25 protein-coding genes are annotated in these 21,525 nt (G+C 41.2%); 12 read left to right on the top strand and 13 right to left on the bottom strand.

Going from position 1 to position 21,525, the window contains the following annotated elements; genetic code table 11:
* The first annotated feature begins 190 nt into the window (after positions 1-190).
* Genes exbB through OO007_RS00275 form a run of 5 tightly spaced genes read left to right on the top strand, consistent with a single transcriptional unit; the run spans position 191 to position 3,842 of the window.
* Complete coding sequence (exbB, locus tag OO007_RS00295) at positions 191-652, top strand: TonB-system energizer ExbB (protein ID WP_325807179.1); 462 nt, start codon at positions 191-193, stop codon at positions 650-652.
* Entirely contained in the window at positions 649-1,035 is a 387-nt protein-coding gene (exbD, locus tag OO007_RS00290) for a TonB system transport protein ExbD (RefSeq protein ID WP_325807177.1), read from the top strand. The genes exbB and exbD overlap by 4 nt, the downstream gene beginning before the upstream one ends.
* Positions 1,032-2,171 (top strand): energy transducer TonB, encoded by a 1,140-nt coding sequence (locus OO007_RS00285; RefSeq protein ID WP_325807175.1) that lies wholly within the window; start codon positions 1,032-1,034, stop codon positions 2,169-2,171. The genes exbD and OO007_RS00285 overlap by 4 nt, the downstream gene beginning before the upstream one ends.
* Before the next feature lie 3 nt (positions 2,172-2,174).
* Positions 2,175-2,876: a sulfite exporter TauE/SafE family protein gene (locus OO007_RS00280; RefSeq protein WP_325807173.1), complete on the top strand. Its 702-nt coding sequence runs from the start codon at positions 2,175-2,177 to the stop codon at positions 2,874-2,876.
* Positions 2,877-2,891: 15 nt separating this feature from the next.
* Positions 2,892-3,842, top strand: coding sequence for a sigma 54-interacting transcriptional regulator (locus OO007_RS00275; RefSeq protein WP_325807171.1), 951 nt, complete (start codon positions 2,892-2,894; stop codon positions 3,840-3,842).
* A gap of 31 nt (positions 3,843-3,873) precedes the next feature.
* Here the strand turns inward: OO007_RS00275 and OO007_RS00270 are convergent, their stop codons facing one another.
* The 9 genes from OO007_RS00270 to OO007_RS00230 form a co-directional block, all read right to left on the bottom strand.
* The gene (locus tag OO007_RS00270) at positions 3,874-5,730 is read right to left on the bottom strand and encodes a nitric oxide reductase activation protein NorD (RefSeq protein ID WP_325807169.1); all 1,857 of its coding nucleotides are present in this window, start codon (positions 5,728-5,730) and stop codon (positions 3,874-3,876) included.
* A gap of 3 nt (positions 5,731-5,733) precedes the next feature.
* Positions 5,734-5,940 carry a zinc-ribbon domain-containing protein gene (locus OO007_RS00265; protein WP_325807168.1) on the bottom strand — a complete coding sequence of 69 codons (207 nt, stop codon included), beginning with the start codon at positions 5,938-5,940 and terminating at the stop codon, positions 5,734-5,736.
* Between the two features lie 136 nt (positions 5,941-6,076).
* Positions 6,077-6,508, bottom strand: coding sequence for a hypothetical protein (locus tag OO007_RS00260; protein ID WP_325807167.1), 432 nt, complete (start codon positions 6,506-6,508; stop codon positions 6,077-6,079).
* A gap of 11 nt (positions 6,509-6,519) precedes the next feature.
* A complete protein-coding gene (locus OO007_RS00255) occupies positions 6,520-7,332 on the bottom strand; it encodes a CbbQ/NirQ/NorQ/GpvN family protein (protein ID WP_325807166.1) in 813 nt (270 codons plus the stop codon).
* Between the two features lie 35 nt (positions 7,333-7,367).
* A complete protein-coding gene (locus OO007_RS00250) occupies positions 7,368-7,628 on the bottom strand; it encodes a cytochrome C oxidase subunit IV family protein (RefSeq protein WP_131904043.1) in 261 nt (86 codons plus the stop codon).
* Positions 7,629-7,641: 13 nt separating this feature from the next.
* Positions 7,642-8,226 (bottom strand): cytochrome c oxidase subunit 3 family protein, encoded by a 585-nt coding sequence (locus OO007_RS00245; RefSeq protein WP_325807164.1) that lies wholly within the window; start codon positions 8,224-8,226, stop codon positions 7,642-7,644.
* Between the two features lie 137 nt (positions 8,227-8,363).
* Entirely contained in the window at positions 8,364-8,741 is a 378-nt protein-coding gene (locus OO007_RS00240; protein WP_325807163.1) for a hypothetical protein, read from the bottom strand.
* Positions 8,742-8,849: 108 nt separating this feature from the next.
* Positions 8,850-10,244, bottom strand: a complete 1,395-nt coding sequence (locus OO007_RS00235; protein ID WP_131904041.1) for a cbb3-type cytochrome c oxidase subunit I — start codon at positions 10,242-10,244, stop codon at positions 8,850-8,852.
* 12 nt (positions 10,245-10,256) lie between these two features.
* On the bottom strand, positions 10,257-10,694 hold the full coding sequence (locus OO007_RS00230) for a c-type cytochrome (protein ID WP_131904040.1): 438 nt from the start codon (positions 10,692-10,694) through the stop codon (positions 10,257-10,259).
* 494 nt (positions 10,695-11,188) lie between these two features.
* On the opposite strand from OO007_RS00230, the gene OO007_RS00225 reads away from it, so the two are divergent.
* The 7 genes from OO007_RS00225 (at position 11,189) to OO007_RS00195 (ending at position 16,884) form a co-directional block, all read left to right on the top strand.
* Complete coding sequence (locus OO007_RS00225; protein ID WP_325807160.1) at positions 11,189-11,881, top strand: Crp/Fnr family transcriptional regulator; 693 nt, start codon at positions 11,189-11,191, stop codon at positions 11,879-11,881.
* Between the two features lie 332 nt (positions 11,882-12,213).
* Positions 12,214-13,347, top strand: coding sequence for a copper-containing nitrite reductase (gene nirK / locus OO007_RS00220; protein WP_325807158.1), 1,134 nt, complete (start codon positions 12,214-12,216; stop codon positions 13,345-13,347).
* Between the two features lie 28 nt (positions 13,348-13,375).
* On the top strand, positions 13,376-14,353 hold the full coding sequence (locus OO007_RS00215) for a hypothetical protein (RefSeq protein ID WP_325807157.1): 978 nt from the start codon (positions 13,376-13,378) through the stop codon (positions 14,351-14,353).
* Positions 14,347-14,982 carry an SCO family protein gene (locus OO007_RS00210; RefSeq protein ID WP_325807156.1) on the top strand — a complete coding sequence of 212 codons (636 nt, stop codon included), beginning with the start codon at positions 14,347-14,349 and terminating at the stop codon, positions 14,980-14,982. The genes OO007_RS00215 and OO007_RS00210 overlap by 7 nt, the downstream gene beginning before the upstream one ends.
* On the top strand, positions 14,975-15,433 hold the full coding sequence (locus OO007_RS00205; protein WP_325807155.1) for a copper chaperone PCu(A)C: 459 nt from the start codon (positions 14,975-14,977) through the stop codon (positions 15,431-15,433). The genes OO007_RS00210 and OO007_RS00205 overlap by 8 nt, the downstream gene beginning before the upstream one ends.
* 88 nt (positions 15,434-15,521) lie before the next feature.
* Complete coding sequence (locus OO007_RS00200) at positions 15,522-15,833, top strand: c-type cytochrome (protein WP_325807154.1); 312 nt, start codon at positions 15,522-15,524, stop codon at positions 15,831-15,833.
* Between the two features lie 226 nt (positions 15,834-16,059).
* Positions 16,060-16,884 carry a dienelactone hydrolase family protein gene (locus tag OO007_RS00195; RefSeq protein ID WP_325807153.1) on the top strand — a complete coding sequence of 275 codons (825 nt, stop codon included), beginning with the start codon at positions 16,060-16,062 and terminating at the stop codon, positions 16,882-16,884.
* Between the two features lie 279 nt (positions 16,885-17,163).
* Here OO007_RS00195 and OO007_RS00190 read toward each other — a convergent pair whose 3' ends face one another.
* The 4 genes from OO007_RS00190 to OO007_RS00175 all read right to left on the bottom strand — a co-directional run bounded on the left by OO007_RS00190 (position 17,164) and on the right by OO007_RS00175 (position 21,423).
* Positions 17,164-17,601, bottom strand: coding sequence for a protein tyrosine phosphatase family protein (locus tag OO007_RS00190; protein WP_325807151.1), 438 nt, complete (start codon positions 17,599-17,601; stop codon positions 17,164-17,166).
* 74 nt (positions 17,602-17,675) lie between these two features.
* Positions 17,676-18,965 (bottom strand): amino-acid N-acetyltransferase, encoded by a 1,290-nt coding sequence (gene argA / locus OO007_RS00185; RefSeq protein ID WP_325807149.1) that lies wholly within the window; start codon positions 18,963-18,965, stop codon positions 17,676-17,678.
* 68 nt (positions 18,966-19,033) lie between these two features.
* Positions 19,034-19,513, bottom strand: coding sequence for a YraN family protein (locus tag OO007_RS00180; RefSeq protein ID WP_325807147.1), 480 nt, complete (start codon positions 19,511-19,513; stop codon positions 19,034-19,036).
* A 38-nt stretch (positions 19,514-19,551) separates the two neighbouring features.
* Positions 19,552-21,423 carry a penicillin-binding protein activator gene (locus OO007_RS00175; RefSeq protein ID WP_325807146.1) on the bottom strand — a complete coding sequence of 624 codons (1,872 nt, stop codon included), beginning with the start codon at positions 21,421-21,423 and terminating at the stop codon, positions 19,552-19,554.
* Positions 21,424-21,525 lie beyond the last annotated feature (102 nt).

Genomic DNA, 21,525 nt, shown 5'->3' with positions numbered 1-21,525 from the left:
GTTAATAAGTCATATAATGTATCCGCCCAAGTATATGAATTAGTATTTGAGGGTGATACGGATAAAATTTCGAATAGGTTAATTGACACAGAAGTGTGTGATATCACACACTTTGGACGTAATTATTATTTGCAAAAGAATATAAATGTTAGATTCTGTTTGCGTTTTACATGAGTGAAGAAATATAACGATGGATTTTTTGAGAGATAATTTAGACTATATGGTCTTTGGCGTTCTGGGCCTGATGAGTTTTTTTATGCTGTGGTTCGTCATAGAAAGATATTTCTACTTCGCGCGTGTAAAAGTAGAGGGTTTTACCCATGAAGATAATTTGAATGTGTCACTAACCCAGAATCTTACTGTTATTTCTACGATTGCAGCGAATGCGCCGTATGTTGGTCTATTAGGGACAGTACTTGGAATTATCATAACTTTCTACGATATGGGGCAAGGTGGAAAGATAGATGTACAGAATATTATGACCGGACTGGCATTGGCACTAAAAGCGACCGCGGGTGGTTTGTTAGTCGCTATTCCAGCGATCATATTTTACAACGCCCTGCTTAGAAAAGTGGATGTGGTAACGGCAAGATGGCGTGAGTTTAGAGACACACAAAATACTACTAATAAAGAAGCGCAAAACAACTCATGAAACGATTTGACCAAATCAATATGATTCCATTTATTGATATCATGTTGGTGTTACTCGCGATTGTGCTAACAACGGCTACCTTTATTTCTCAAGGAGTGATTGATATCAATCTACCTGAAGCACAAAGTGCCAAGCCGATATCAGAACAAGCAGAAGTCACAACCATCGAAATATCGATCAATGCAAATAAGGAACTTTATATTGATGGTGAGCCTGCAACACGAGAAATTCTTGCAACTAAGCTAGAAAATATAGCTAAGGATACCCCGATACGCTTACGAGTTGATCAAGAAGTCGCTTTTAAAAACTTTGTTGATGTCATCGATTTATTGAAAAAGAATAATCTCGAAAAACTCAAAATTATTACCAAAGAAGGGTCTTGATTAGATCCGCTCTTTCGATGAATAACTATCTCGCAGGCTTTTTACTTTCAGCATTCCTCCATCTTGGAGTAGCTGCGTTAGTCATTAATTTTGACTCCAAAGATGTGTCTAAACCATCTGAGCCAGAAGAAATTGCGATCTCCCTGTCTATGTTTGAAGAAGCACTTGCAAAGGTGGCTCCTGTTGAAGCACCCATTGAAGAAGTGAAGCCTGAACCTATTGTGCTTCCTAAAATCGCAGAAAAAACTCTGCCAGAGCCAGAGCCAGAGCCAGAACCAGAACCAGAGCCAGAACCAGAACCAGAACCAGAACCAGAACCAGAACCAGAACCAGAACCAGAACCAGAACCAACGATAGTTCCAGAAGTTCTAGCTGCGCCTATTATCAAAAAAGCTATTGAGCCTGTTGTTAAAAAGCTTGAGCCAAAGCCAGTTCAAAAAATTGAGCCAAAGACAGTAGAACCCAAACCTGTTGAAAAAAAGAAAACGGTTAAGCCAAAACCTATCAAGAAAGAGCTGATCCAGAAAAAGCCCATCAAGAAAAAGCCGATCAAGAAAAAAATAGTAAAAAAGCCGGTTAAAAAGAAAAAGGTTGTTTCAAAGCCAAAGAAAATCGCACCTAAAAAAGTTGTTAGAAAGGATCCGCCACGTCCAAAAGTTGTTCATAAGCCAAAACCACAGGCAAAACCAAAAGTTGCACAAAGACCAGCGCCGAATAGAGTACAAAGACCTCAGGCTAAACCTAATAATGCAGTACGAACTGCGCCACAACGTAAACCTCAGCCAAAAGCTGTGGCAAAACCAAGGCCTGTAAATAAACCTGCTACAAACAGCGCGCAGACTAAAAAGTTAGAGGCATCTTACAAGTCGAGACTTAGACAGTTAATCGCAAAGAATAAGCGTTATCCAAAACGTGCAAAGCGTCGCCGCGAACAAGGAACAGTCACTGTTTCATTTGTGCTACTTGCTAATGGCCAGATCACTCAAATAAGGGCAATTAAAAGCTCAGGGCATGCAACTCTGGATAAAGCTGCAATCAAAGCTATCCAGTCTATTTCAGGAAAATTGCCCATTCCAAGAGAGCTGAAAAAAGCACAATGGCAGATTTCGATACCTGTAACGTATAGGCTCAGGTAATTTATGCTAATTGCTTTTGTTGTCGGTTTACTGAGCACTATTCACTGTATCGGCATGTGCGGTGGGCTGGTTGGCGCAATGACAATGAGCTTAAGCCCTGAAATAAGACAAAACCAGTTGAAACTCGCGCAATACACATTTGCATATAATCTTGGGCGAATCATCAGTTACATGATTGCCGGATTATTGGTTGGTTTATTAGGCCAGGTTTTTAAAGATTTCATTATGCCAGAGCATGGCATTGGCCTACTTCGTTTAATCGCCTCTTTCATGATAATTGCTATGGGTTTCTATATTGCAGGCTTGTTTCCGCAGTTTTCTCGTATTGAAAAAATCGGTGTTCCCATTTGGTCTTTATTACAACCTTTAGGGCAGAAGTTATTACCGGTAGATAAAATATGGAAGGCAACTATGTTCGGTCTCGTATGGGGCTGGTTGCCCTGCGGATTAGTGTACTATATGTTATTGATGTCGCCAGCAAGCGATGGTGCAATTAACTCCGCATTATTTATGATGGTTTTTGGGATTGGCACACTGATACCGATGATGAGTACTGGATTTTTGACCGGAAAGATTACTCAGTTCAGGAATTCTAAAAAAATCCAATCTATATCAGGTTTGCTATTGATAATAATGGGTATTATAAGTTTGATACTGGTGGTTTATCCGCATCTACATCATCAGTTACATTTCCAATTATTGTAGAAAACACATTTCATTATGACGAATCGAGAAAAAATAAAATTAATAGGTAACTCAACCAAGTTTCAAGAAGCGCTTAGAGTTACTGATTTAATTGCAAAACTCGATGTGCCGGTTTTGGTTTTGGGTGAAACTGGCTCCGGAAAAGAATCGATAGCTCGATATTTACATGAAACAAGTAAACGTAATCATTTGATAAATGTGAATTGTGCTGCAATTTCTGCTGAAACGTCTGAATCGTTATTGTTTTCTTATGCTAGTAAATTAACACCAGAACAAAATGGATTTGTCTTTCAGGCTCATACAGGAACACTCTATCTGCAAGAAGTCACTCACCTGAATCTTGAGGCTCAAGCTCAATTACTGTATTTGATCGATAATGCACAAGTACTTTCAACTCAACAATTCAAGTCACTCAAGAAACAAAAATTAGATGTAAGAATAGTAGCTAGTAGTTCTGAGAACTTAAGAGATTTAGTCGCCGAAGGTAAATTCAACGCAGATTTGTATTACAGGTTATGTACTATCCCAGTTGAGCTACCTAAGCTGTCTGAAAGAGAAGATGATGTCATGTTATTAGCAGACCATTTTTTCAAGCAATTGGTAAAACAACATCGAAGACCTGCTCCAGAATTTAGTACACCAGCCATCCACAAATTAAAGCAATATAACTGGCCCGGTAATATTCAGGAGTTAAGCAATTTCTGTGAACGCATGTTTTTGTTATTCCAAAACAAAAACATTGAAGTGACGAATCTTCCCGCGGAAATTAGAAACTATACCGAGTTAAGTTCCAAATCGATTTTTACACTACCCGAATCTGGCGTTGAGTTAGAGGTTTTAGAAGTCGATTTGATGCAGCAGGCATTGCGTAATAGCGGCGGTAATAAATCCCAGGCGGCGCGCTTATTAGGTTTAACTAGAGATACACTGCTATACCGATTAAAAAAGTATTCGATCAATTTATAGTATCTAGTGAAAGACACCCCCCTACTTATAGCTAGTTTTTAGTTAGTCGTAAGTATAATAGTGGCAGCTTCTTCGGTAACTCCGCGGCATTTCGAATAAGCACAAAAGAGCGACTACCAAATAGATAAGGCAGGTAATCTTCAGCTTGTTCGTCAATGGTGACGCAGAACGGTCTCACGCCTAATTTTTCCGCTTCTAGCACTGCCATGCGCGTATCTTCAATTCCATAACGACCTTCATACTTATCAAGATCATTTGGCTTACCATCGGTGAGAATTAATAAGAGTTTTTGGCTGGTTGCCTGTTTGGATAATTGCTCGGTTGCATGTCGAATTGCCGCACCCATGCGCGTGTAATAACCCGGCCTTACAGCATCGATATGTCCACGGACTTCATCATTGTAATTTTCATCGAAATCTTTGATATTGTAGAAACGAACATGATTACGGTTTCGTGAAGAAAAGCCATGTAAGGCAAAACGATCGCCCGTTGCGTGCAATGCTTCAGAGAATAAATACAAAGAGTCACGAATCACATCGATCACGCGTGAATCATTATTAATATGTGCATCGGTTGAGAGTGAAAGATCAGCCAGCAATAAACAGGAAAGGTCGCGGTTCTGGTTTCTCAACTCTCGATAAACCGGTGTGTCACTTTGCACATGACCATGCCTGCGATCAGTGAGGTAGTTAACATAGTTTTCCAGATCTAATTCAGTACCATCGTTTTGGCGATTCTTCCATACGCGTTGTGGTTTTAAAACCTCAAATTGGCGACGTACTTTATGTGCCTGAGCCCTAAGCCTCTCGGGCAATTCAGTAGGGATTGCATCGCGTGACACCATGGTTTGTAAACGGCAGTGGTCTTTTTGCATGCGCTGTTGCTTATAATCCCATTCATCGATAGGAAGCCCTTCACCTAATACGATGTCATCATAGTTGCTGGAAGGTAAATCGAGATCCAGTTTAATCTTGCTTGATGTGGTCTTGCTGTCTTGAGCAACGGTAATGTTATCCATGTCTTCTGCGGTGCGCATGGCATTGTCATCGTCATCTTCGGTACTGGTGCGATCTACTTTGCTGTATTCGGCCCAACTCCAGAGACTTTCAAGGCGAAAACTCATCAAACCTGAATTACCATCCGGCATTTCAGTACGGTTTCCCTGTTTGCGCTTTTGTTGTTTTTCCTGATTTTTTTTCTGTTCTTTGGATTGAGCAGCCTCGTCAAAATCAGGATCTTGGGGAGGTATGCTGTTAGAAAATTCTTCTTCAGGTGGTGATGGGTGTAACCACAACGGTACAGGTTGAGGTGGTCTTTTGGCATACTGAAGCTGTACTGCTTTGTCAGAATCCATTAAAGCATTCTGGATTGCAGTTTCCTGGTTCGCTTCGCCTTTGCTTAAGTGTTTAGGGTCTGGTCGTTGCTGTAAATGCGCCTGCAGTAGATTGTGATAACGTGGCTTCAAGCCCGGCCAGATGGCTAGTGTGCTTAAGGTGCAGTATTGATTACGGCTAATCCAGTCTTTAGCGGTAGCATTATTACTATCAATCACCGATAAGGCGGTTAACCAGAGGTATAAATCCAGATTCAGCTGACGAGTAGGAAATAGGGCAATGCTATCGGGTAAGCGAAGTGTTTCTTCGTCTCTCCAGGCGTATTGGGTTTTATCGCCAATACCCGCTATGCGTTGCAAAATAGTGCGTTTTGCATGAACTTCAGAATCCGTTGCGTTTTCAACGCGTAAGCCGCCTTCGCCACCAAGCGCACGAAAGAAAATGCCAGCAGTGCGTCGTACCTCATCCAGATGCACAACCGCTTCCGGATAGCTTTTATCCGCACGTTTTGTAATAAACTTGTGCCAGGTTTCGCCAACAAATTCCTCTAACATAAGTTATCGCCCCGGAAATCTTGTTGAGCCTAAAAAGGGCAGAAGGTAAATCATTAGCGCACAGAAAATCACGATGGCGATAAACCAGAGTATGAATTTACCTTGTGGCGTCTTTCTCTGATTGGGGGCTAACGGCATACCGCAATGAGGACAGTATTTATCATCAGCAGATAGGGTTTTGCCACAATGGGTGCAGCTCAGCTCTCTCATGTTATATCAACCTCTAAGCAAGCAAAGGCACCCCCCCACTTATGAATGATATTACGTTTTTGTTGTTTTAAAACGTAAATAGAATTTATGCTTCGCGGGGCCGTTTTTTTAGAATAATGTGTGACAAGCTTATTCATTAGGTTTGTGCTCTCGCAGCAAAACGGCCAATTAAGGGGAAAGTAAAGTCCAATCCCTGAACCGCTTTGGTAAACCCAAGAATACCTGCAATCAAAAAAGCAGGAACAACGACCATCAGATACACTTCCGCTAAAATAAGCGCAGTCGCTGAAGCATATCCTGTCGTTAGCAGAATAATAATATTGAGTAATATTGCGATAGATGTACTCACGCTGCTCGCGATTAACGTTTGTTTAAGGTGGTGTTTACTCACGGCAGATGCATTCTTGTAGGCCATAAAATATAAGCCCCAAAGCAGAACATAAAAAATGCCCACAAACAGCAGATTCGCAATGAAGAATGCTTCAGCAATAGTGCCCGCATGATCTTCGGCTTGTCTTGGCTCTATTGCGATAAACTCGCTAGCGACCTTGGTGTTTTGTGATTTCATCGATTTGCAACCTATACGACTTTCTTGGTTCGTACATAATTCGTTGGCACAATTTTAGCTCTGACTACTTCCATCAACGCTTCAACCGTTTCTTCATCATCACTCAAAGGCTCAATAATTGCAGCGCGGCAAGCATCGATGGGATCAAATCCGGACTTTATTAAGGTAGCCGCATAAACCAATAAACGGGTAGATGCAGACTCTTCCAGATCATGATCTTTCAATACACGCAAAGCGTGCGCCAATTCGATCAACTGGATGGCGGTATCTTTATCAATCGCTGCTTCTTGCTGGACGATAGTGGTTTCGGTTTCAATATCTGGGTAATCAAACCGCATGGAGATAAAGCGCTGGCGTGTTGAGGGTTTCATCCCTTTTAGCAGATTTTGGTAACCAGGGTTATAAGAAACAACCAGCATAAATTCTGGTGAGGCAGTCAGCACTTCACCAGTACGTTCGATAGGTAAAATGCGACGATCATCAGTGAGAGGGTGAAGCACAACAGTCGTATCTTTACGCGCTTCAACCACTTCATCCAGATAACAAATAGCACCTTCCCGAACTGCTTTAGTCAGTGGGCCATCTTGCCAATAGGTTTCGCCATCACCAATTAAATGTCTACCAACAAGGTCTGCTGCTGTAAGGTCATCATGACAGGCAACGGTATAAAGTGGGCGGTTTAATTTGGCTGCCATGTGCTGAATAAAACGCGTTTTACCACAGCCAGTTGGTCCCTTGATCAATAGTGGGAGCTGGTTGTTGTAAGCGTGACCAAACAATTCAACTTCATTGTTCTGGCTTTGATAAAAAGGGATATTACTCATGTAATGGTGCCTGTTTGAGTTGATAAATATTTAAGCTAAATAGTGATAGCGTAAGTAATCGCGATCACAATAATTACGGTCCATAGCCAGCCATACATAATGACTCGCCATAACAAAGAAACGCCACGCAACTCCATAAATTCACTGATGATCAATACGCCTTTAATTGCAGCGGTGAGTAACAGCACAATCACAATAGGAAGTCCGCTAAAACCAAGTGCTCCCATGGCGTAAGTGGAAAGCGTGAGTAATATCAATGCAATCCAGATGGTGTGAATGTTGAAATAACTTCTCATAATCGATTGCTCACTAGCGCATTACATAGACAAGGGGGAATAAAATAATCCAGACCAAATCCACCATGTGCCAATAGGAAGCACCGGATTCAACACCGATGTGATTACTTGCGCTATAGCCTCCGCGTTGCGCTTTTATCGCAATTGCCAGCAAGATAATCATGCCGAGGATGACGTGCAAAAAGTGGAACATCGTTAGTGATAGATAAAACATGTAAAACGTATTTGTACTGAGGCTAATGCCTGCTGAAAACTTGTCGTAGTATTCGAAAGATTTTAAAACGAGAAATACACCACCACCTGCTACTGCAGCATATAGCCATCGTGAACAGCCAATATAATCACCGTGATTTTTAATCGTATGCACAGCACGTACGACAAAGTAGCTGGAAGTTATCAATACAATAGTGTTAATCGCGCCTAATTCGGTATTCAGCGTTAACTGGAATTGATTAAACATATCCTCATTTTGTACACGAACTACGGCATAACTAATAAAAGCAATGCCGAAAACCAGCAGTTCCATAAATATAAAAAACCAGATGGCTAAATCGCCGGGAAGTAGCTTTGGTTCTTGTTCGATAATTGCAGTATTCACAGTATTTCTATTCTAATTTTAATGACTTAACTGTAATGATGATTAGTGGCTAATGCCTTGATGATCATCAAGTGATGAATAACGATTCGCCTAATAAAAAAAGTGCCCCAAAGGTGGGGGGTGGCTTTTAGTATTAACTAATTGTGTTTAGACCTTAGTTTGTCTCCAGACCATGATCGTACTAATGCCCAGATCGCAAAAACGATAAATATCGTATGTACAATGGTGAAATAAGTGATTACATACACCCACGTCCAGGGCGAATGAAAACCACCCAGCATTATCATCAATGTGCTGACTAAAAATAATGCCAGCGCTGCTGTAATGTTTATTTTTATGCCAAGAACTGCATGATAATGATCTATGTTTCCGGGTTGTGTTTTCTTATAAATAAACAACAACGCGATAAAACTAATGACGGGTAAAATCGTTAAATTTAACAAAGAGGCGAGGGCAGCATTCGATGCATTTTTGAGCTGTTGCTCATTGTTTTTGGATGTTTCAGATTTCATCATCGCTCATTTTCCTTTTAAGTATTTTGATCGTTTAATTGGACAGAGTTCGTGACTAAAAAAATACCGCTTTAGAAGCGGTATTTTTTAAAGACACATTAACAGAATCTGTTAACTAGCCACTGCAGCTTCAGGCATCACAACGTCTTCACCTTTCGCAAAGAAACTGTAGATATAAAGGAATAAGCCAATGAGGAAGATAACGCCAGCTCCTTCACGTGCCCAATAGAATATCTCGAGCTTGTCCTGAGTTGCCATAAAACCTAATGGTGTATCTGAATATCGCTGTAAATAAACCTGCAAGATACCAGCACCTGTAAGGAATAGGGTGATAAACACCATCGCTACAGTCATCAACCAGAATGACCACATTTCAATAACCTGAGCTCTTGCATTGCCTGCCTGTTTACCGCGCATTAATGGCATTGAGTAAGAGATCATGGTTAAAATTACCATTACATAAGCACCGTAGAACGCCATGTGGCCATGAGCCGCTGTGATTTGAGTACCATGAGTGTAAAAGTTAACCGGTGCAAGTGTGTGTAGGAAGCCCCAAACACCAGCGCCAAGGAATGCCATAACCGCTGTACCGAGTGCCCATAATACCGCTGCTTTATTTGGATGGTCGCGGCGTCTTTTATTCACCACATTGAAAGCAAATAAAGTCATCATGAAGAATGGAATTGGCTCGATTGCAGAGAATATAGAACCCAACCACTGCCAGTAATCCGGTGCACCAATCCAGAAGAAGTGATGACCTGTACCGATTAGCCCAGAGATCAATGCCATCGCGATAATGATGTATAACCATTTTTCGATAACTTCGCGGTCAACACCTGTAACCTTAATCAATACATAAGCCAGCATTGCAGCCATGATCAACTCCCACACACCTTCTACCCATAGATGTACCACAAACCACCAGAAGTACTTATCCATAACCACGTTGTCTGGGTTGTAGAATGAGAACAGGAAGAACACTGCAAGACCAATTAAGCCCGTCAATAAAACCAGCGAGATAACGGTTTTACGACCAGTAAGAATGGTCATGCCGATATTGAACAAGAAAGCCAGTGCAACAATAACGATGCCTATTTTAGTAATAGTTGGTTGCTCTAAAAACTCTCGTCCCATGGTTGGCAATAAATCATTCATGGTGATTTCTGCCAAGGTTGCATAAGGCACCATCAAGTAACCAAGAATGGTTAACGCGCCAGCGATTAAGAATATCCAGAACATTAACTTGGCCAGCCAAGGGGCGTAAAGCTCACGCTCTGATTCTTCAGGAACCAGATAATAAGCCGAACCCATAAAGCCAAACAGAAGCCAAACGATTAATAGGTTGGTGTGAACCATACGTGCCACGTTAAAAGGAATCTCGGGGAATAGGAAATCACCGATGACATATTGAAGACCCAGCGTGACACCAAAAAGGATTTGTCCCACGAAGAGTCCAATAGCGGCAATAAAATACAGCTTTGCTATGGATTGTGATTGATATTTCATGTAATTTCTCCCTTACCCTTCTTTATTTGGTGGCCAGTCTCTGGCGACTTTAATGCCATCAACGTACTTAAGAAACTGCGCAATTTCTTCTAACTCATCAGGAGTAAAGTTGAATTGCGGCATGCTGCGTCGACCCGGAATACCATCTTTAGGACGGCTCATAATAAAGCCTTTGATTGCATCAGTGCTTTCGCCAAATCGGGTGTAAACATTACCCAGTTCAGGTGCAAAGTAAGCGCCTTCTCCCAATAAAGTGTGGCATCCAATGCAGTTATTTATTTCCCACAATCTCTTACCCGCTGCGACTTCCTCGGTAAGGTTCTGTGAATTATCGGTTTTTGGTAGGCCTCTCACCGTATCCACGGTTAATCCAATAAGTACCAGGAAGAAGAAAACCCCTCCTCCATAATAAATGTTGCGAGCCATACCTTTTGTAAAGGTCTCTCTCATAGCAATATACACTCCAGTCCATTAATAGTTGCCGCGACTGTATCCACATAGGACTCGGCTAGCCTTGATGTGCATCAAGTGATCTATAGCTAATAAAAGTTAATTGATAAAAATCAATTCGGCAGTGAATATTCTTTGCTACGAACAAAGGCACTGTTGTTAATTCATTCCGGAATGTGTAAAGGCACCCCCCACCTTTGAGGCACTTTTTTAAGGCTACGATCGATGAATGATTTCAGCTAGTAGAAAAGATCATGAAAAGTCTCCGTCAGCACTTGCTCTTAATTTGAAAACGTAATTGAAAATGCAATCTAAAAATAAGCAACAAAACTGTGCGCTTCATGGCTTACGAGTTTGGATATTAGTGATGAAATAAGGATGACCTTGATGTTGATCAAGTTATTACAACTATGCAGTGATTCGGTATACTCTTTTGATAGCACTGAGAGGCTTAAATGGTCGCTATAAAATGAATAATCAATCGAAGGATAGCAATGCAAGTTTTAAACCCTGAATACAAAGAAGCGATGCGAAGCAATTACCTGTTTATGGATATTGAAGAAGGCGATTTTGCGACGATCTTGCAGGGGACTTCTGTCTGTGAATTGAGTGCCGGTGAAATTCTGTTTTCACAAAAGCAACCGGCAACCGAATTTTTCTTGCTGGTTGAAGGCAAGATCAAGATAAGCTTATTGTCATTTGAAGGAACGCAGAAAGTCGTCGATATCATCAATCCTGGCAATACATTCGCGGAAGTGATTATTTTAAACGGCATGGAAGGCTATCCCGTTAATGCAAAAGCGTTGAGTAATGCCAAAGTACTTCGTATCAATGCTGAAAAATATATACAGGTGTTGAGCAATTCATCCGAAGCCTGTCTCAAAGTCATTGGCCGATTAAGTGCTCGCTTGCATTGGTTGATGAATGAAATGGAGCGCTTAAGCCTGCACAATGCATCTTATCGTTTGATCAGTTATTTACTTGAAGATATTCCGCATGGAAGTGTTGAAGAAACCAAAGTAATGTTAGGTGCGCCTAAACGTATCATTGCTTCCAGAATTTCAGTCACCCCTGAAACATTTTCACGTACTCTGAAAAGCCTTTCACAAGATGAATTAATAGAAGTATATGATGAACATATCCTTGTTAAAGATCCGTCTAAACTAAGAGAAATGTTATTTATTTAATAGAAATTAATGAAATCTTTAATTTAACTATCGTCTTTTAACCTCTTTACCTCCTTAACAAAACTGTTTGTCTAAATATAGTCCTTTTGACTTGATGCAGGTCGAGTGATCAAACCAGAAGCTACATTTGTATTGTGTGCGAAGATTTAAAACAGCAACTTCATATTCAATAAGAATGCTTCCAATCATCTTTCCGTTAATCTCTATAGTTTGATATTTATCAACTTATAAAGAGGAGCCGTTGATTTACATCAAGGAGGTGCTCCTTCTTTTAACCTCATACTACTCCTGAATTCAGACATACAAACTTATTGGAGTATAAAGTGAAACAAATGATGCAAATGAAAAGGAGAGATTTTTTACTTTCCGCGATTGCTGCTACATCAGCGGCCCTAGTAACTAGCTCTTCTGCTGTTGCAGAAGCACCCACCAAAATTGGTGAAATCGGTGTAGAAGCAAATGTTAAAGATTTGGAGAGAGTTTCTCAAAAACTTGTAAACCCTCCGTTTTTACCTGAGCACGACCAAGTCGCTAAAGGTGGACCAAAAGTGGTTCAGGTGGTGATGGATATCGAAGAAAAAGAGATTGAAATAAAGCCAGGAGTATTTGTTCAGGCAATGACATTCAATGGTACAAACCCTGGGCCAATGATGGTTGTTCATGAAGGTGACTATCTTGAGTTAACGCTTAGAAATCCTCTAACCAATACGATGACACATAATATTGACTTCCATGCTTCAACGGGAGCATTAGGTGGAGGTGGGTTAACTCACGTTGCACCAGGTCAGCAAACAATTCTTCGTATTAAATGTGATAGACCAGGCGTATTTGTTTATCACTGTGCACCTGGTGGCATCATGATTCCTTATCATGTAGTAACAGGAATGTACGGCGCACTTTTAGTATTACCTCGCGATGGTTTGAAAGATAATCACGGTAAATCAGTTACCTACGACAAAGTTTATTATATCGGTGAACAGGGTTGGTACGTTCCTTTTGATGATAAGACAGGTAAATATAAGCGTTACAGTTCTCCAATAGCAGCAATGGGAGATACATTGAAAATTATGGAAGGATTGAATCCAACGCATATTACGTTTAATGGCAAAGTCGGTGCGTTAACTGGCGATAACGCGATGACAGCAAAAGTTGGAGAGACTGTTTTATTCCTTCATTCGCAAGCCAATGAAGATACACGTATCCATTTGATTGGCGGACATGGTGATCTGGTCTGGCCAGGTGGCTCGTTTAATAACACACCAACAGTAGACAGAGAAACATGGTCGATTCTTGGTGGTGAAGCAGGTGCAGCAATGTATACCTTCAAGCAGCCCGGTGTTTATGCCTATGTAAACCACAACTTAATTGAAGCGGTTATGTTGGGCGCCTTAGGTCATGTGTCTGTTGAAGGTGAATGGAATAATGATCTGATGGAGCAGGTACAAAAAGCAGGTCCTATTGTTTAATAGCAGCTTAGATTGATAGGAAATAGCCATGAAATTAACAAGCATCATTACCTTTATGGCACTCTTTTTGTCACTCTTTATGCCACTATTTATTCCTCAAGTTTTAGCGGGAGTTGCTCATGCAGCTCCCACTAAAATAGAAGATCGTAGCGAATATAGTACGTCACTAAATACCATCGCCGCGGTGATTATGAATTGGTACGGAAGTTTGATTACTGATAATCAGGCTGAAGATAGACAATCTAGTTTCAACACTAAAAATACTGGAGATCAATGGAGTGATTATCGGTCTCAATACCCTAAGAATATTTCTCAAATACTGATCACTAGTACTGACTTGCTAAAACTTGAAAACGACAATGGTTATCAGTTCAACGTTAAATCAAAAATTATACATAGCGTGAAAAATCAATTGCAGACGCAATTACTCGATGAAACCTTTGTGTTTAAAAACGATTTTCTACTTAAGGAAAATCAGCCTCTGATAAAAACCATAAGCAGAAATAAAAGTGAAACGATACAAAGCACAGATACAGAAACTGTAGATACAAAAAAGGCAAATACATATCAATACAATCGCTCGCATTACAAGGTGAGGGAGTTTACCTATGCATGGTTAGCCTATATTGATGGCGTGAAAATATTAAAACCCACAATGAATGCATCAGCGTGGTTAGATAAAGCGACATATTCACTGAATATGGGGTCGGATCATTCAGAAGACTCGATACCTTCAATATTAGAAAAAAGAAGGCAACTCCTTGCAAAGGGTGGTCACCTACTACGTTCTCTAGATATTAAAAATCAAGACAATGAATCAAATACTTTTGTTATTGATCTTATCCTCGAATGGAAAGGCACTAGCCCGAAAGGTAAGCCAGTAATTGCCCGAATTCATCAAGAAATTAAAGTACACATTAAAACCGATCAATCATGGGAAGTAATCTCAATCACTGAAGAACATCTACTTCCTGTAACCGCTCCATGGATGGGCTTGGTATGTTAAAGATAATCAAAAATTTAGTCATGGCTCTAATGATATTTGGCATCTCTCAAATATCGTTGGCCAATCAAATGAGCTTACCCATTTTAAGTGGTGTAGGTGGGGATTTTACGGCTGTAGATAGTGATGGCAACAACGTAACGTTTGCAGACTATAAAGGCAAAACGGTTGTACTGGCCTTTGGGTATACCAATTGCGCCGATATCTGTCCGTTTACCTTGGGCTATTTGAAAAAGCTTTACAGTAACTTATCAAAAGAAGAACAAGAACAGAGTCGTTTTATCTTTGTAACGATTGATCCTGATTATGATACCCCTGAGCATTTAAAAGCATTTGTTCAATTTTTCAATAAAGATTTTATCGGTTTGTCAGGTTCAAATGAACAAATCAAACACATAACATCGTTGTATAAAGCCGAATATAGTGATCTTTCTGAAGGCAAAGTTGCCACCAAAGAAATCAGAAGAACAACCCCACAAAAAACCAGCGACACAAATGAAAAAGCGTCACTCTTTTCACACACTGTTGTGCTCTACCTTATAGATAAGGAGGGTTACACCAGAAGCCTGGAATACACAGGAACCCCCAGAGATGACTTTGCGCATAAAATAAGGATGTTAATCAATGAATAAAAATACGCGAATGATAGATGCGATCAAAAGATTTTTTTGGTTATTTTTTTTCGTAAGCTGTACGGTAAATGTATTGGCAGACAATAGTTCTACTATTTCTACACTGCAGCTGCGTGTGATTTTACCTCCCCCTGTTGCAACAAGCGCTGCGGCGTATGGCGTTATTGAAAATACTGGAAATGTTCAGGATACCCTCATCAACATCAGTTCTGATGCAGGCATGATTATGCTACATAAGTCAGAGATCATAGATGGCATGGCAAAAATGAATCATGTCGAAGATTATGTATTCGAGCCAGGGGCTCAGTTGATATTAAAACCGATGTCATATCATTTAATGTTTATGAATATTAACCATGATGTGATCAAACAAGATGGGGAGGTCTTAGTTACTCTGGAATTTGAAAAAGCCGGAAAATTAAAAATCAACGTTCCAGTTTCAGCCGAATGAGCGCTTGATATACCTCAAGGCTTTTATAGTGGAGTCGCACTAAGATGTACAAAGAACTTAAACTAAACCCACTTTGGAGTGATCAACAATGTCAAAAAAAATATTATTAGCAACTACCTTAATGCTTGTTATGAGTCCGAGTGTGTTCGCCGCTGATGGAGAGGCTTTATATGCGTCTAAAGGTTGTCTGGCATGTCATGGTGCTGACGGTAAGAGCCCAATTGCGCCTGCGTATCCAAAGGTTGTAGGTCAAAGCAAGGAATACACAGAACAACAGATGAAAGATATTAAAAGCGGCGTGCGCAGTAATGGTCAATCAGCAGTCATGAAAGGCATTATGGCAGCTGTTACTGATGAAGAAATTAAGGCAATTGCTGAGTTTTTAGCTTCATCAAGTTAATAGAAAATAATTTTTCAAGGCATGCAATAGTGCCCGAATAAAAGCAGGGCGCTCACGTTCTGCTTTTATTCAAACACACCCCCCTACTTATAGCCCCTTTTTTTGCAGTCAAACTTTCATATTTACGTATTAATTTCTCAACTCTGTACTAGAATTCTTAATAGAAGAAGATATTTGCAGTTAACAAAAATTGATTAATTCATTGAATAAATACGGGAGATTGTAAATGTGTGATTTAGACGGGTGTGGTGATCAGAGTCATCTACCAGAAATAAAAATAAAACCAGAAGACAGGCGTTTATTCTTAAAAGGATTAGCGAGTTTACCTTTGGCATCAGTGCTGGCCTTTCCTGAGCTCTCTCAGGCAGCTGCAGCAAAGCTCGATAACGTATCGATTAAACTAGCAGATGGCACAGAAGTCAGTGCGGTAATCGCGTTACCCAAAGCAGAAAAAGCACCCACAGTCTTATTGATTCATGAGTGGTGGGGTTTAAATGATCAAATCAAAGCGGTCGCTGCCGAATTGGCAGAAATAGGTTATGTCGCTTTGGCAGTCGATTTATATGGCGGCAAAGTCGGAACGGATGCGCCATCAGCGAAAGCATTAATGTCAGCCGTTGATAAAGACAAGGCAACAGAAACACTGGTCGGTTGGGTTGATTATCTCAAAAATCACAAACAATCTAATGGCAAAGTGGGCACCATGGGTTGGTGCTTCGGTGGCGGTTGGTCTGTGAATGCATCAATCGCAACACCTGTTGATGCAACCATCGTTTACTACGGTTATGTCACCCAAAAAGCAGATCAACTTAAATCACTAAAAGGCCCGGTACTTGGTCACTTTGGTACTCAAGATCAAAACATCAATAAAGAAATGGTCGGAGGCTTCGAAGCTGAAATGGAAAAAGCAGGCAAGAAGGATTCGTTATCAGTCAATTGGTACGACGCTAATCACGCTTTCGCTAATCCAACAGGTGCGCGTTATGACGCTGAAGATGCTGCAACTGCATGGAAGAGAACGACTGAGTTTTTGAAAGCTAACCTTAGTTAGTATTCATTAGCTAGAGCGAAAAAAGAGCCTAGCCAGGCGCAGCTGAGACAACGTTGGAATGCAATGACGACGGCCCGAAGGGTGAGGTTTTCATTTAAAGAATGGAAAAACCTCATAAAAGTAGGGGGGTGACTAAAATTAAGTCACCCCACTACTTGAATGAGTTCTCGTTTTGTTTTTTAAAACGTTAGAACGAATTTATGTAAAAGCTCAGTTATGGCTCGACCGAAAGGAGATACTAGAACTTTGCGTGTATATAGGCACTTTTTTATTAATTGATCAGTCTAAATCAAGTATCAAAAACTTTCTCCAAACTTCACTAGGCTCCCAACTGGATACCATTGGGATAATCTCATCCTCAGTTCGATGCATTACGCTGCGTTGGTAATGTTGCATAAAAGCAGAAATTCTGTGATTTAACGCGCAATGTACCCAGACTTTGTCGCCTTCTAAAATACGCATTTGCTTTAGAAATAATTGGAGATGATCTATCGTTGGGGCATCAAACGGGACTGGAATGTGAAAGTAGTTCATTCCTGCTTCTGCTACATAACTACCTTCCTCGGGTAAGGCATTATCTGAATCATGCATGGCAAGATTTATTACGTGCTGAAAACCGGCATCCGCAATAACTTCGAATTCGAAAGGGGTAGGTTGGCCTGACGTGCTGATAACATCAGAAATCTGGATGAAGTTAAAAATGTCTTTAGTAGTCATTTTCACGTTACTCCATTAAAAAGTGCCGATAAGCAAGGGTGGCTTTATTTAAATATATTAAAGAAAGGCGAGTATCAGGTTTTAATCAACAATTCTTTCAATAGAATCTTCGACTTTCGCTGAAAATTATACAGAGCCTTTTTCTGATCAGGTAAGTCTTCAACCTCGCCGGGTTTAAACCCACGCTCTTTAAACCAGTCGATAGATTGGGTTGTCAAAACCAGCAACTGACTGAGTTTTCGATTCATCGCTTCCTGACTAATGCGCTTCAGCAGTCTGTCGCCACGTTCTCCACCTTTATAATCTGGGTGAACGGCAAGGCAGGCGAGTTCGCCCATATTGGTATTTGCGATTAAATATAAGGCTGCGCAGGCGATAATTTTTCCATCGCGTTCTATGACGCTGAATTTATCGATTTCTAGTTCCAGCTGTTCACGAGAACGTTTGATCAAAGCACCTTTTAATTCCAGCGGCTCGATCACATCAATAATTCCGCTGACGTCTTCGATTTTTGCTTGACGGATATTTTCATACTGGCTGGCGTTAAACATGGTGCCGATACCATCGCGAGTATAAATCTCTAACAACAAACCATCTTTGGTTTCGGTGCTGACCAGATGGACGCGTTCAACGCCATCATTCATCGCGGCTTTAATGTGGTTGAGCAAACGACTTTGCTCCGGATTCGCTTCGATAAAACTATCCAGTTGTTGCAAGTCTATATCGAGTGTAGGGGTTGCCGCATCCGCATGGATAAAGATCAGTTTGTCAGCCTGTAAGGACTTTGCGGCAAAACTCGCCACATCTTCATAGCGTAGATTGAACGCTTCTCCAGACGGTGAAAAACCGAGTGATGACAATAAAACGATGCTTCCTGCAGCGGTTAATTGTTTGATCAGCTTAGCGTTGATTTTTCTTACCGTTCCGGTGTGTTGAAAATCAGTGCCGTTATGAATTCCTAACGGTTGTGCCGTAATAAAATTACCCGATAACACACCCAGACTTTCATTCACCACAGGTGGCATGCTCAGTGCATGGCTCAACTGGTTTTCTATCTCAACGCGCAATGCGCCAATGGCTTCTTTGGCTGTTTGCAAGGTCACGCTATCAGTCACGCGCATATCATCAACCACTTGAATATCATGATCGAGTGCTTGAAGATGTCTATCGACTTGCGGACGTGCGCCGTGAACCAAAACAATTTGAGTGCCAAGCGCTGACAGAATCGCAATATCTTTGATGAGTTGTGAAAACTTCTCGTTCTCGATAACCTCACCGGCAAAGGCGATGACAAAAATTTTGCCACGATGTTTGTGGATGTAAGGTGCCGCTTCCCTAAGGAAGTCGATGCGCGAGTTATTCATAAAAGTTAACGCTACTGTTCATTATTTGCTTATCGATTTCGTATTTATCTACGTTTTATTTTTCACATTCAAAAACCACTGAAAGCATTTTCTATCCAGTCGATTTTCGGGTTATCGTTTATATTATCGCCTTCTATAGCAACCACGTCAAAACGCAAAGACGATTGGGGCGCATTCTGCTGCTGATAGGCAAGGGCGGCTTTAATGATTCGTTGCTGTTTTTTAGGGGTAACGCTGGCGGCAGCTCCACCAAAATCTGCATTTTTACGATAACGCACTTCAATGAAAACCAGTGTCTCATCGGAGTTGCTATTATTGCTAGTTCTAGTATCAAGCATAATCAAATCAACCTCACCCGCAGGCGTATTGAAATTCTGCTGTTTGAGAATCAGCCCTTTTTTAAGCAAATAGTCACAAGCGATCTCTTCCGCCAGATTGCCTTTTTTGCGTTTAGCCGTCAGTTGCTTTTTAGCAGGATTAGTTGCACCAGATTTTAGCGACTTTAACTTATCCAGCTGTTTCGCAAATAAAGATAACTGCTTCGGCATTAGCGTGTCATTAATGACTTAGTGGTGTATTGATACACCTAACCGCCAAATGGCATCGCCACGCCTTTATTGAATCGCGCTAAACCGGATTTACGATGGAAGCTGCCATCTTTCTCAAGGCTAATCGTGCCTGTCTTGCCACTAACAGTACTGCCGTAGGCTTTAAGAGATTCAGTACTTGATGAAAGCTTGTAAGCGTCCATACCCATCGCATACAAACGAGGGAAGGCGCTAGATGCAGAATTTTGACGACTTGCGCTATCCAGTACCCAAGGCGTTTCGGTGAAGACTAAACCTTCCAGAACAGAGTCTTTATCCGTGTCTGGCAAACCGCTGTATACATGCGATGTTGCGTAAACAGGCAAGGCGCGAATCTTCTGGCGTAAATCAGGGTATAAACGTCTGATTTGAGTCGGAGATGCAGCCACCAAAATCGCATCAAGTTCGTTTTCGCGTGCGCCGATACTCTCTGCGGGTTTTGCATAGCTAATCGCGCTATTGCGGAAGCTTTCACTCATCACAACCTTGCCTTGTTTCTCAATCGTCGCTCTGCGCATTGCATCGTGTAGGCGATTACCCCAGTCAGAATCTGGCGTTAAGATAGCTACGCGTTGTAAACCTTTGCTCATCGCATAATCCACAATCTGTCTCGCTTCATCTTCGGGTGATAAGCCAAACTGGTATAAATTGCCAGATGTATTCTGTAAGCCTTCAACGTAATTCAAGCCAATCGTAGGCACAGGAATCGTGCTTCTCGATAAACTGCTCAATGCAGGTTTAATAAATGGCCCGATGACCGTTTGAGCGCCGCCATTTAATGCCGTTCTGTAAATGCCATCAATGCTGCCACTTGCCGTATTCAACACTTTTAATTCGCTGTTGTTAGGGTTCAATTTGTGCGCATCCTGAATCCCGCTCAACAAGGTTTTACCGATTCCAGAAAGATTGCCGGTTAACGGTAAAAGCACCGCGATTTGTTTTTTAGAGCTGCTTGATTGACCTGGTTTAGCAGCGGCAACAGTGCTATTCGTTGTGTTTGTTGTGGCATCAGTCTGGTAGGGCGTAACCGTCGTTGATGGCACAACATTCAACAACTCAATCGCTTTACTTTTACCGGGGTGATTCGGATTTTGTTGTAACCATTTAGCCGTATCACCACGCAGAGACGTCTTAGCACTCGCAGTATTGCTCTTTGAAATTTTTCCAAGCTTCGCCAGCGTCAACCAGCTTTTGAGTACAGGATGATTGATTCTACCGATGCCTTCATCCAGCTGAAAATTAGGGATTTGTTGCGCATGATTCCAGATACGATCGTGATTAAGATCAATCTGATGTTGCTCTTTAAGGCTAGACTCTTGCAGCACTAACTCTTGCACCAATGCCAGTTTGTCACCGCTCGATTGCGCCGCACTCATACGCGCATTCAAGATTTTAGTGCCAAGCTCCATCGGCAAGGTATTCACACGCTGTGGCAGAATACGTAATGTCTCGCGGTAGTTATTATCATTTAACGCAAGCTGTGCCTGAGTAAAGCGAAAACGGGCTTGGTTCTCAGCGTTTAAATTCGCGTAATTTACAGGGGCTAAATAGCGTTGTGTAAGTGGCGTATCTTTCAATACCGCTGCAAGTTCAGCGGCTTGTAAAATTAGTCTTTCGCGCTCTGGTGAGCGGTAATTATTAGATGCTTCAAAATAAGCCGCTGCCGCTTCACGTTTTTTACCTTGGGTTAAAAAAGCATTCGCACGACCAATATCCTGACCTGCAGGTAAAGAGTAATTATCAGCTCGGGGTGAAGGTAATTGCGGTACAATATTTGGTAACGAGGCACAGCCTCCTAGAACCACAACGGCAAAAAGTAATGAGACTGGTAACAAGCTCAGTTTCTTGGTTTTAGCCAGTTTGCATTTCATAATAAATCCCCATTTATATGCTTTATTTAGTTTGTATTTTTTAGCGTGTACATTTCTTGTTTGGCATTTATTTGAAATGTACAAAATTTAGCCAACATCAAC

This window comes from Cocleimonas sp. KMM 6892 (assembly GCF_035798195.1).
Classification (GTDB): Bacteria; Pseudomonadota; Gammaproteobacteria; order Thiotrichales; family Thiotrichaceae; genus Cocleimonas; species Cocleimonas flava.
The sequence above is the reverse complement of the archived record's forward strand: the minus strand, read 5'-3'. Positions and strand labels throughout refer to the sequence as shown.

Excerpts from the sequence above, each read along its gene's own strand:
- exbB (WP_325807179.1), top strand. The coding sequence starts at position 191 with ATGGATTTTTTGAGAGATAATTTAGACTATATGGTCTTTGGCGTTCTG.
- exbD (WP_325807177.1), top strand. The coding sequence starts at position 649 with ATGAAACGATTTGACCAAATCAATATGATTCCATTTATTGATATCATG.
- OO007_RS00280 (WP_325807173.1), top strand. The coding sequence starts at position 2,175 with ATGCTAATTGCTTTTGTTGTCGGTTTACTGAGCACTATTCACTGTATC.
- OO007_RS00275 (WP_325807171.1), top strand. The coding sequence starts at position 2,892 with ATGACGAATCGAGAAAAAATAAAATTAATAGGTAACTCAACCAAGTTT.
- OO007_RS00270 (WP_325807169.1), bottom strand. The coding sequence starts at position 5,730 with ATGTTAGAGGAATTTGTTGGCGAAACCTGGCACAAGTTTATTACAAAA.
- OO007_RS00265 (WP_325807168.1), bottom strand. The coding sequence starts at position 5,940 with ATGAGAGAGCTGAGCTGCACCCATTGTGGCAAAACCCTATCTGCTGAT.
- OO007_RS00260 (WP_325807167.1), bottom strand. The coding sequence starts at position 6,508 with ATGAAATCACAAAACACCAAGGTCGCTAGCGAGTTTATCGCAATAGAG.
- OO007_RS00255 (WP_325807166.1), bottom strand. The coding sequence starts at position 7,332 with ATGAGTAATATCCCTTTTTATCAAAGCCAGAACAATGAAGTTGAATTG.
- OO007_RS00250 (WP_131904043.1), bottom strand. The coding sequence starts at position 7,628 with ATGAGAAGTTATTTCAACATTCACACCATCTGGATTGCATTGATATTA.
- OO007_RS00240 (WP_325807163.1), bottom strand. The coding sequence starts at position 8,741 with ATGATGAAATCTGAAACATCCAAAAACAATGAGCAACAGCTCAAAAAT.
- OO007_RS00235 (WP_131904041.1), bottom strand. The coding sequence starts at position 10,244 with ATGAAATATCAATCACAATCCATAGCAAAGCTGTATTTTATTGCCGCT.
- OO007_RS00230 (WP_131904040.1), bottom strand. The coding sequence starts at position 10,694 with ATGAGAGAGACCTTTACAAAAGGTATGGCTCGCAACATTTATTATGGA.
- OO007_RS00225 (WP_325807160.1), top strand. The coding sequence starts at position 11,189 with ATGCAAGTTTTAAACCCTGAATACAAAGAAGCGATGCGAAGCAATTAC.
- nirK (WP_325807158.1), top strand. The coding sequence starts at position 12,214 with ATGATGCAAATGAAAAGGAGAGATTTTTTACTTTCCGCGATTGCTGCT.
- OO007_RS00215 (WP_325807157.1), top strand. The coding sequence starts at position 13,376 with ATGAAATTAACAAGCATCATTACCTTTATGGCACTCTTTTTGTCACTC.
- OO007_RS00210 (WP_325807156.1), top strand. The coding sequence starts at position 14,347 with ATGTTAAAGATAATCAAAAATTTAGTCATGGCTCTAATGATATTTGGC.
- OO007_RS00205 (WP_325807155.1), top strand. The coding sequence starts at position 14,975 with ATGAATAAAAATACGCGAATGATAGATGCGATCAAAAGATTTTTTTGG.
- OO007_RS00200 (WP_325807154.1), top strand. The coding sequence starts at position 15,522 with ATGTCAAAAAAAATATTATTAGCAACTACCTTAATGCTTGTTATGAGT.
- OO007_RS00195 (WP_325807153.1), top strand. The coding sequence starts at position 16,060 with ATGTGTGATTTAGACGGGTGTGGTGATCAGAGTCATCTACCAGAAATA.
- OO007_RS00190 (WP_325807151.1), bottom strand. The coding sequence starts at position 17,601 with ATGACTACTAAAGACATTTTTAACTTCATCCAGATTTCTGATGTTATC.
- argA (WP_325807149.1), bottom strand. The coding sequence starts at position 18,965 with ATGAATAACTCGCGCATCGACTTCCTTAGGGAAGCGGCACCTTACATC.
- OO007_RS00180 (WP_325807147.1), bottom strand. The coding sequence starts at position 19,513 with ATGCCGAAGCAGTTATCTTTATTTGCGAAACAGCTGGATAAGTTAAAG.
- OO007_RS00175 (WP_325807146.1), bottom strand. The coding sequence starts at position 21,423 with ATGAAATGCAAACTGGCTAAAACCAAGAAACTGAGCTTGTTACCAGTC.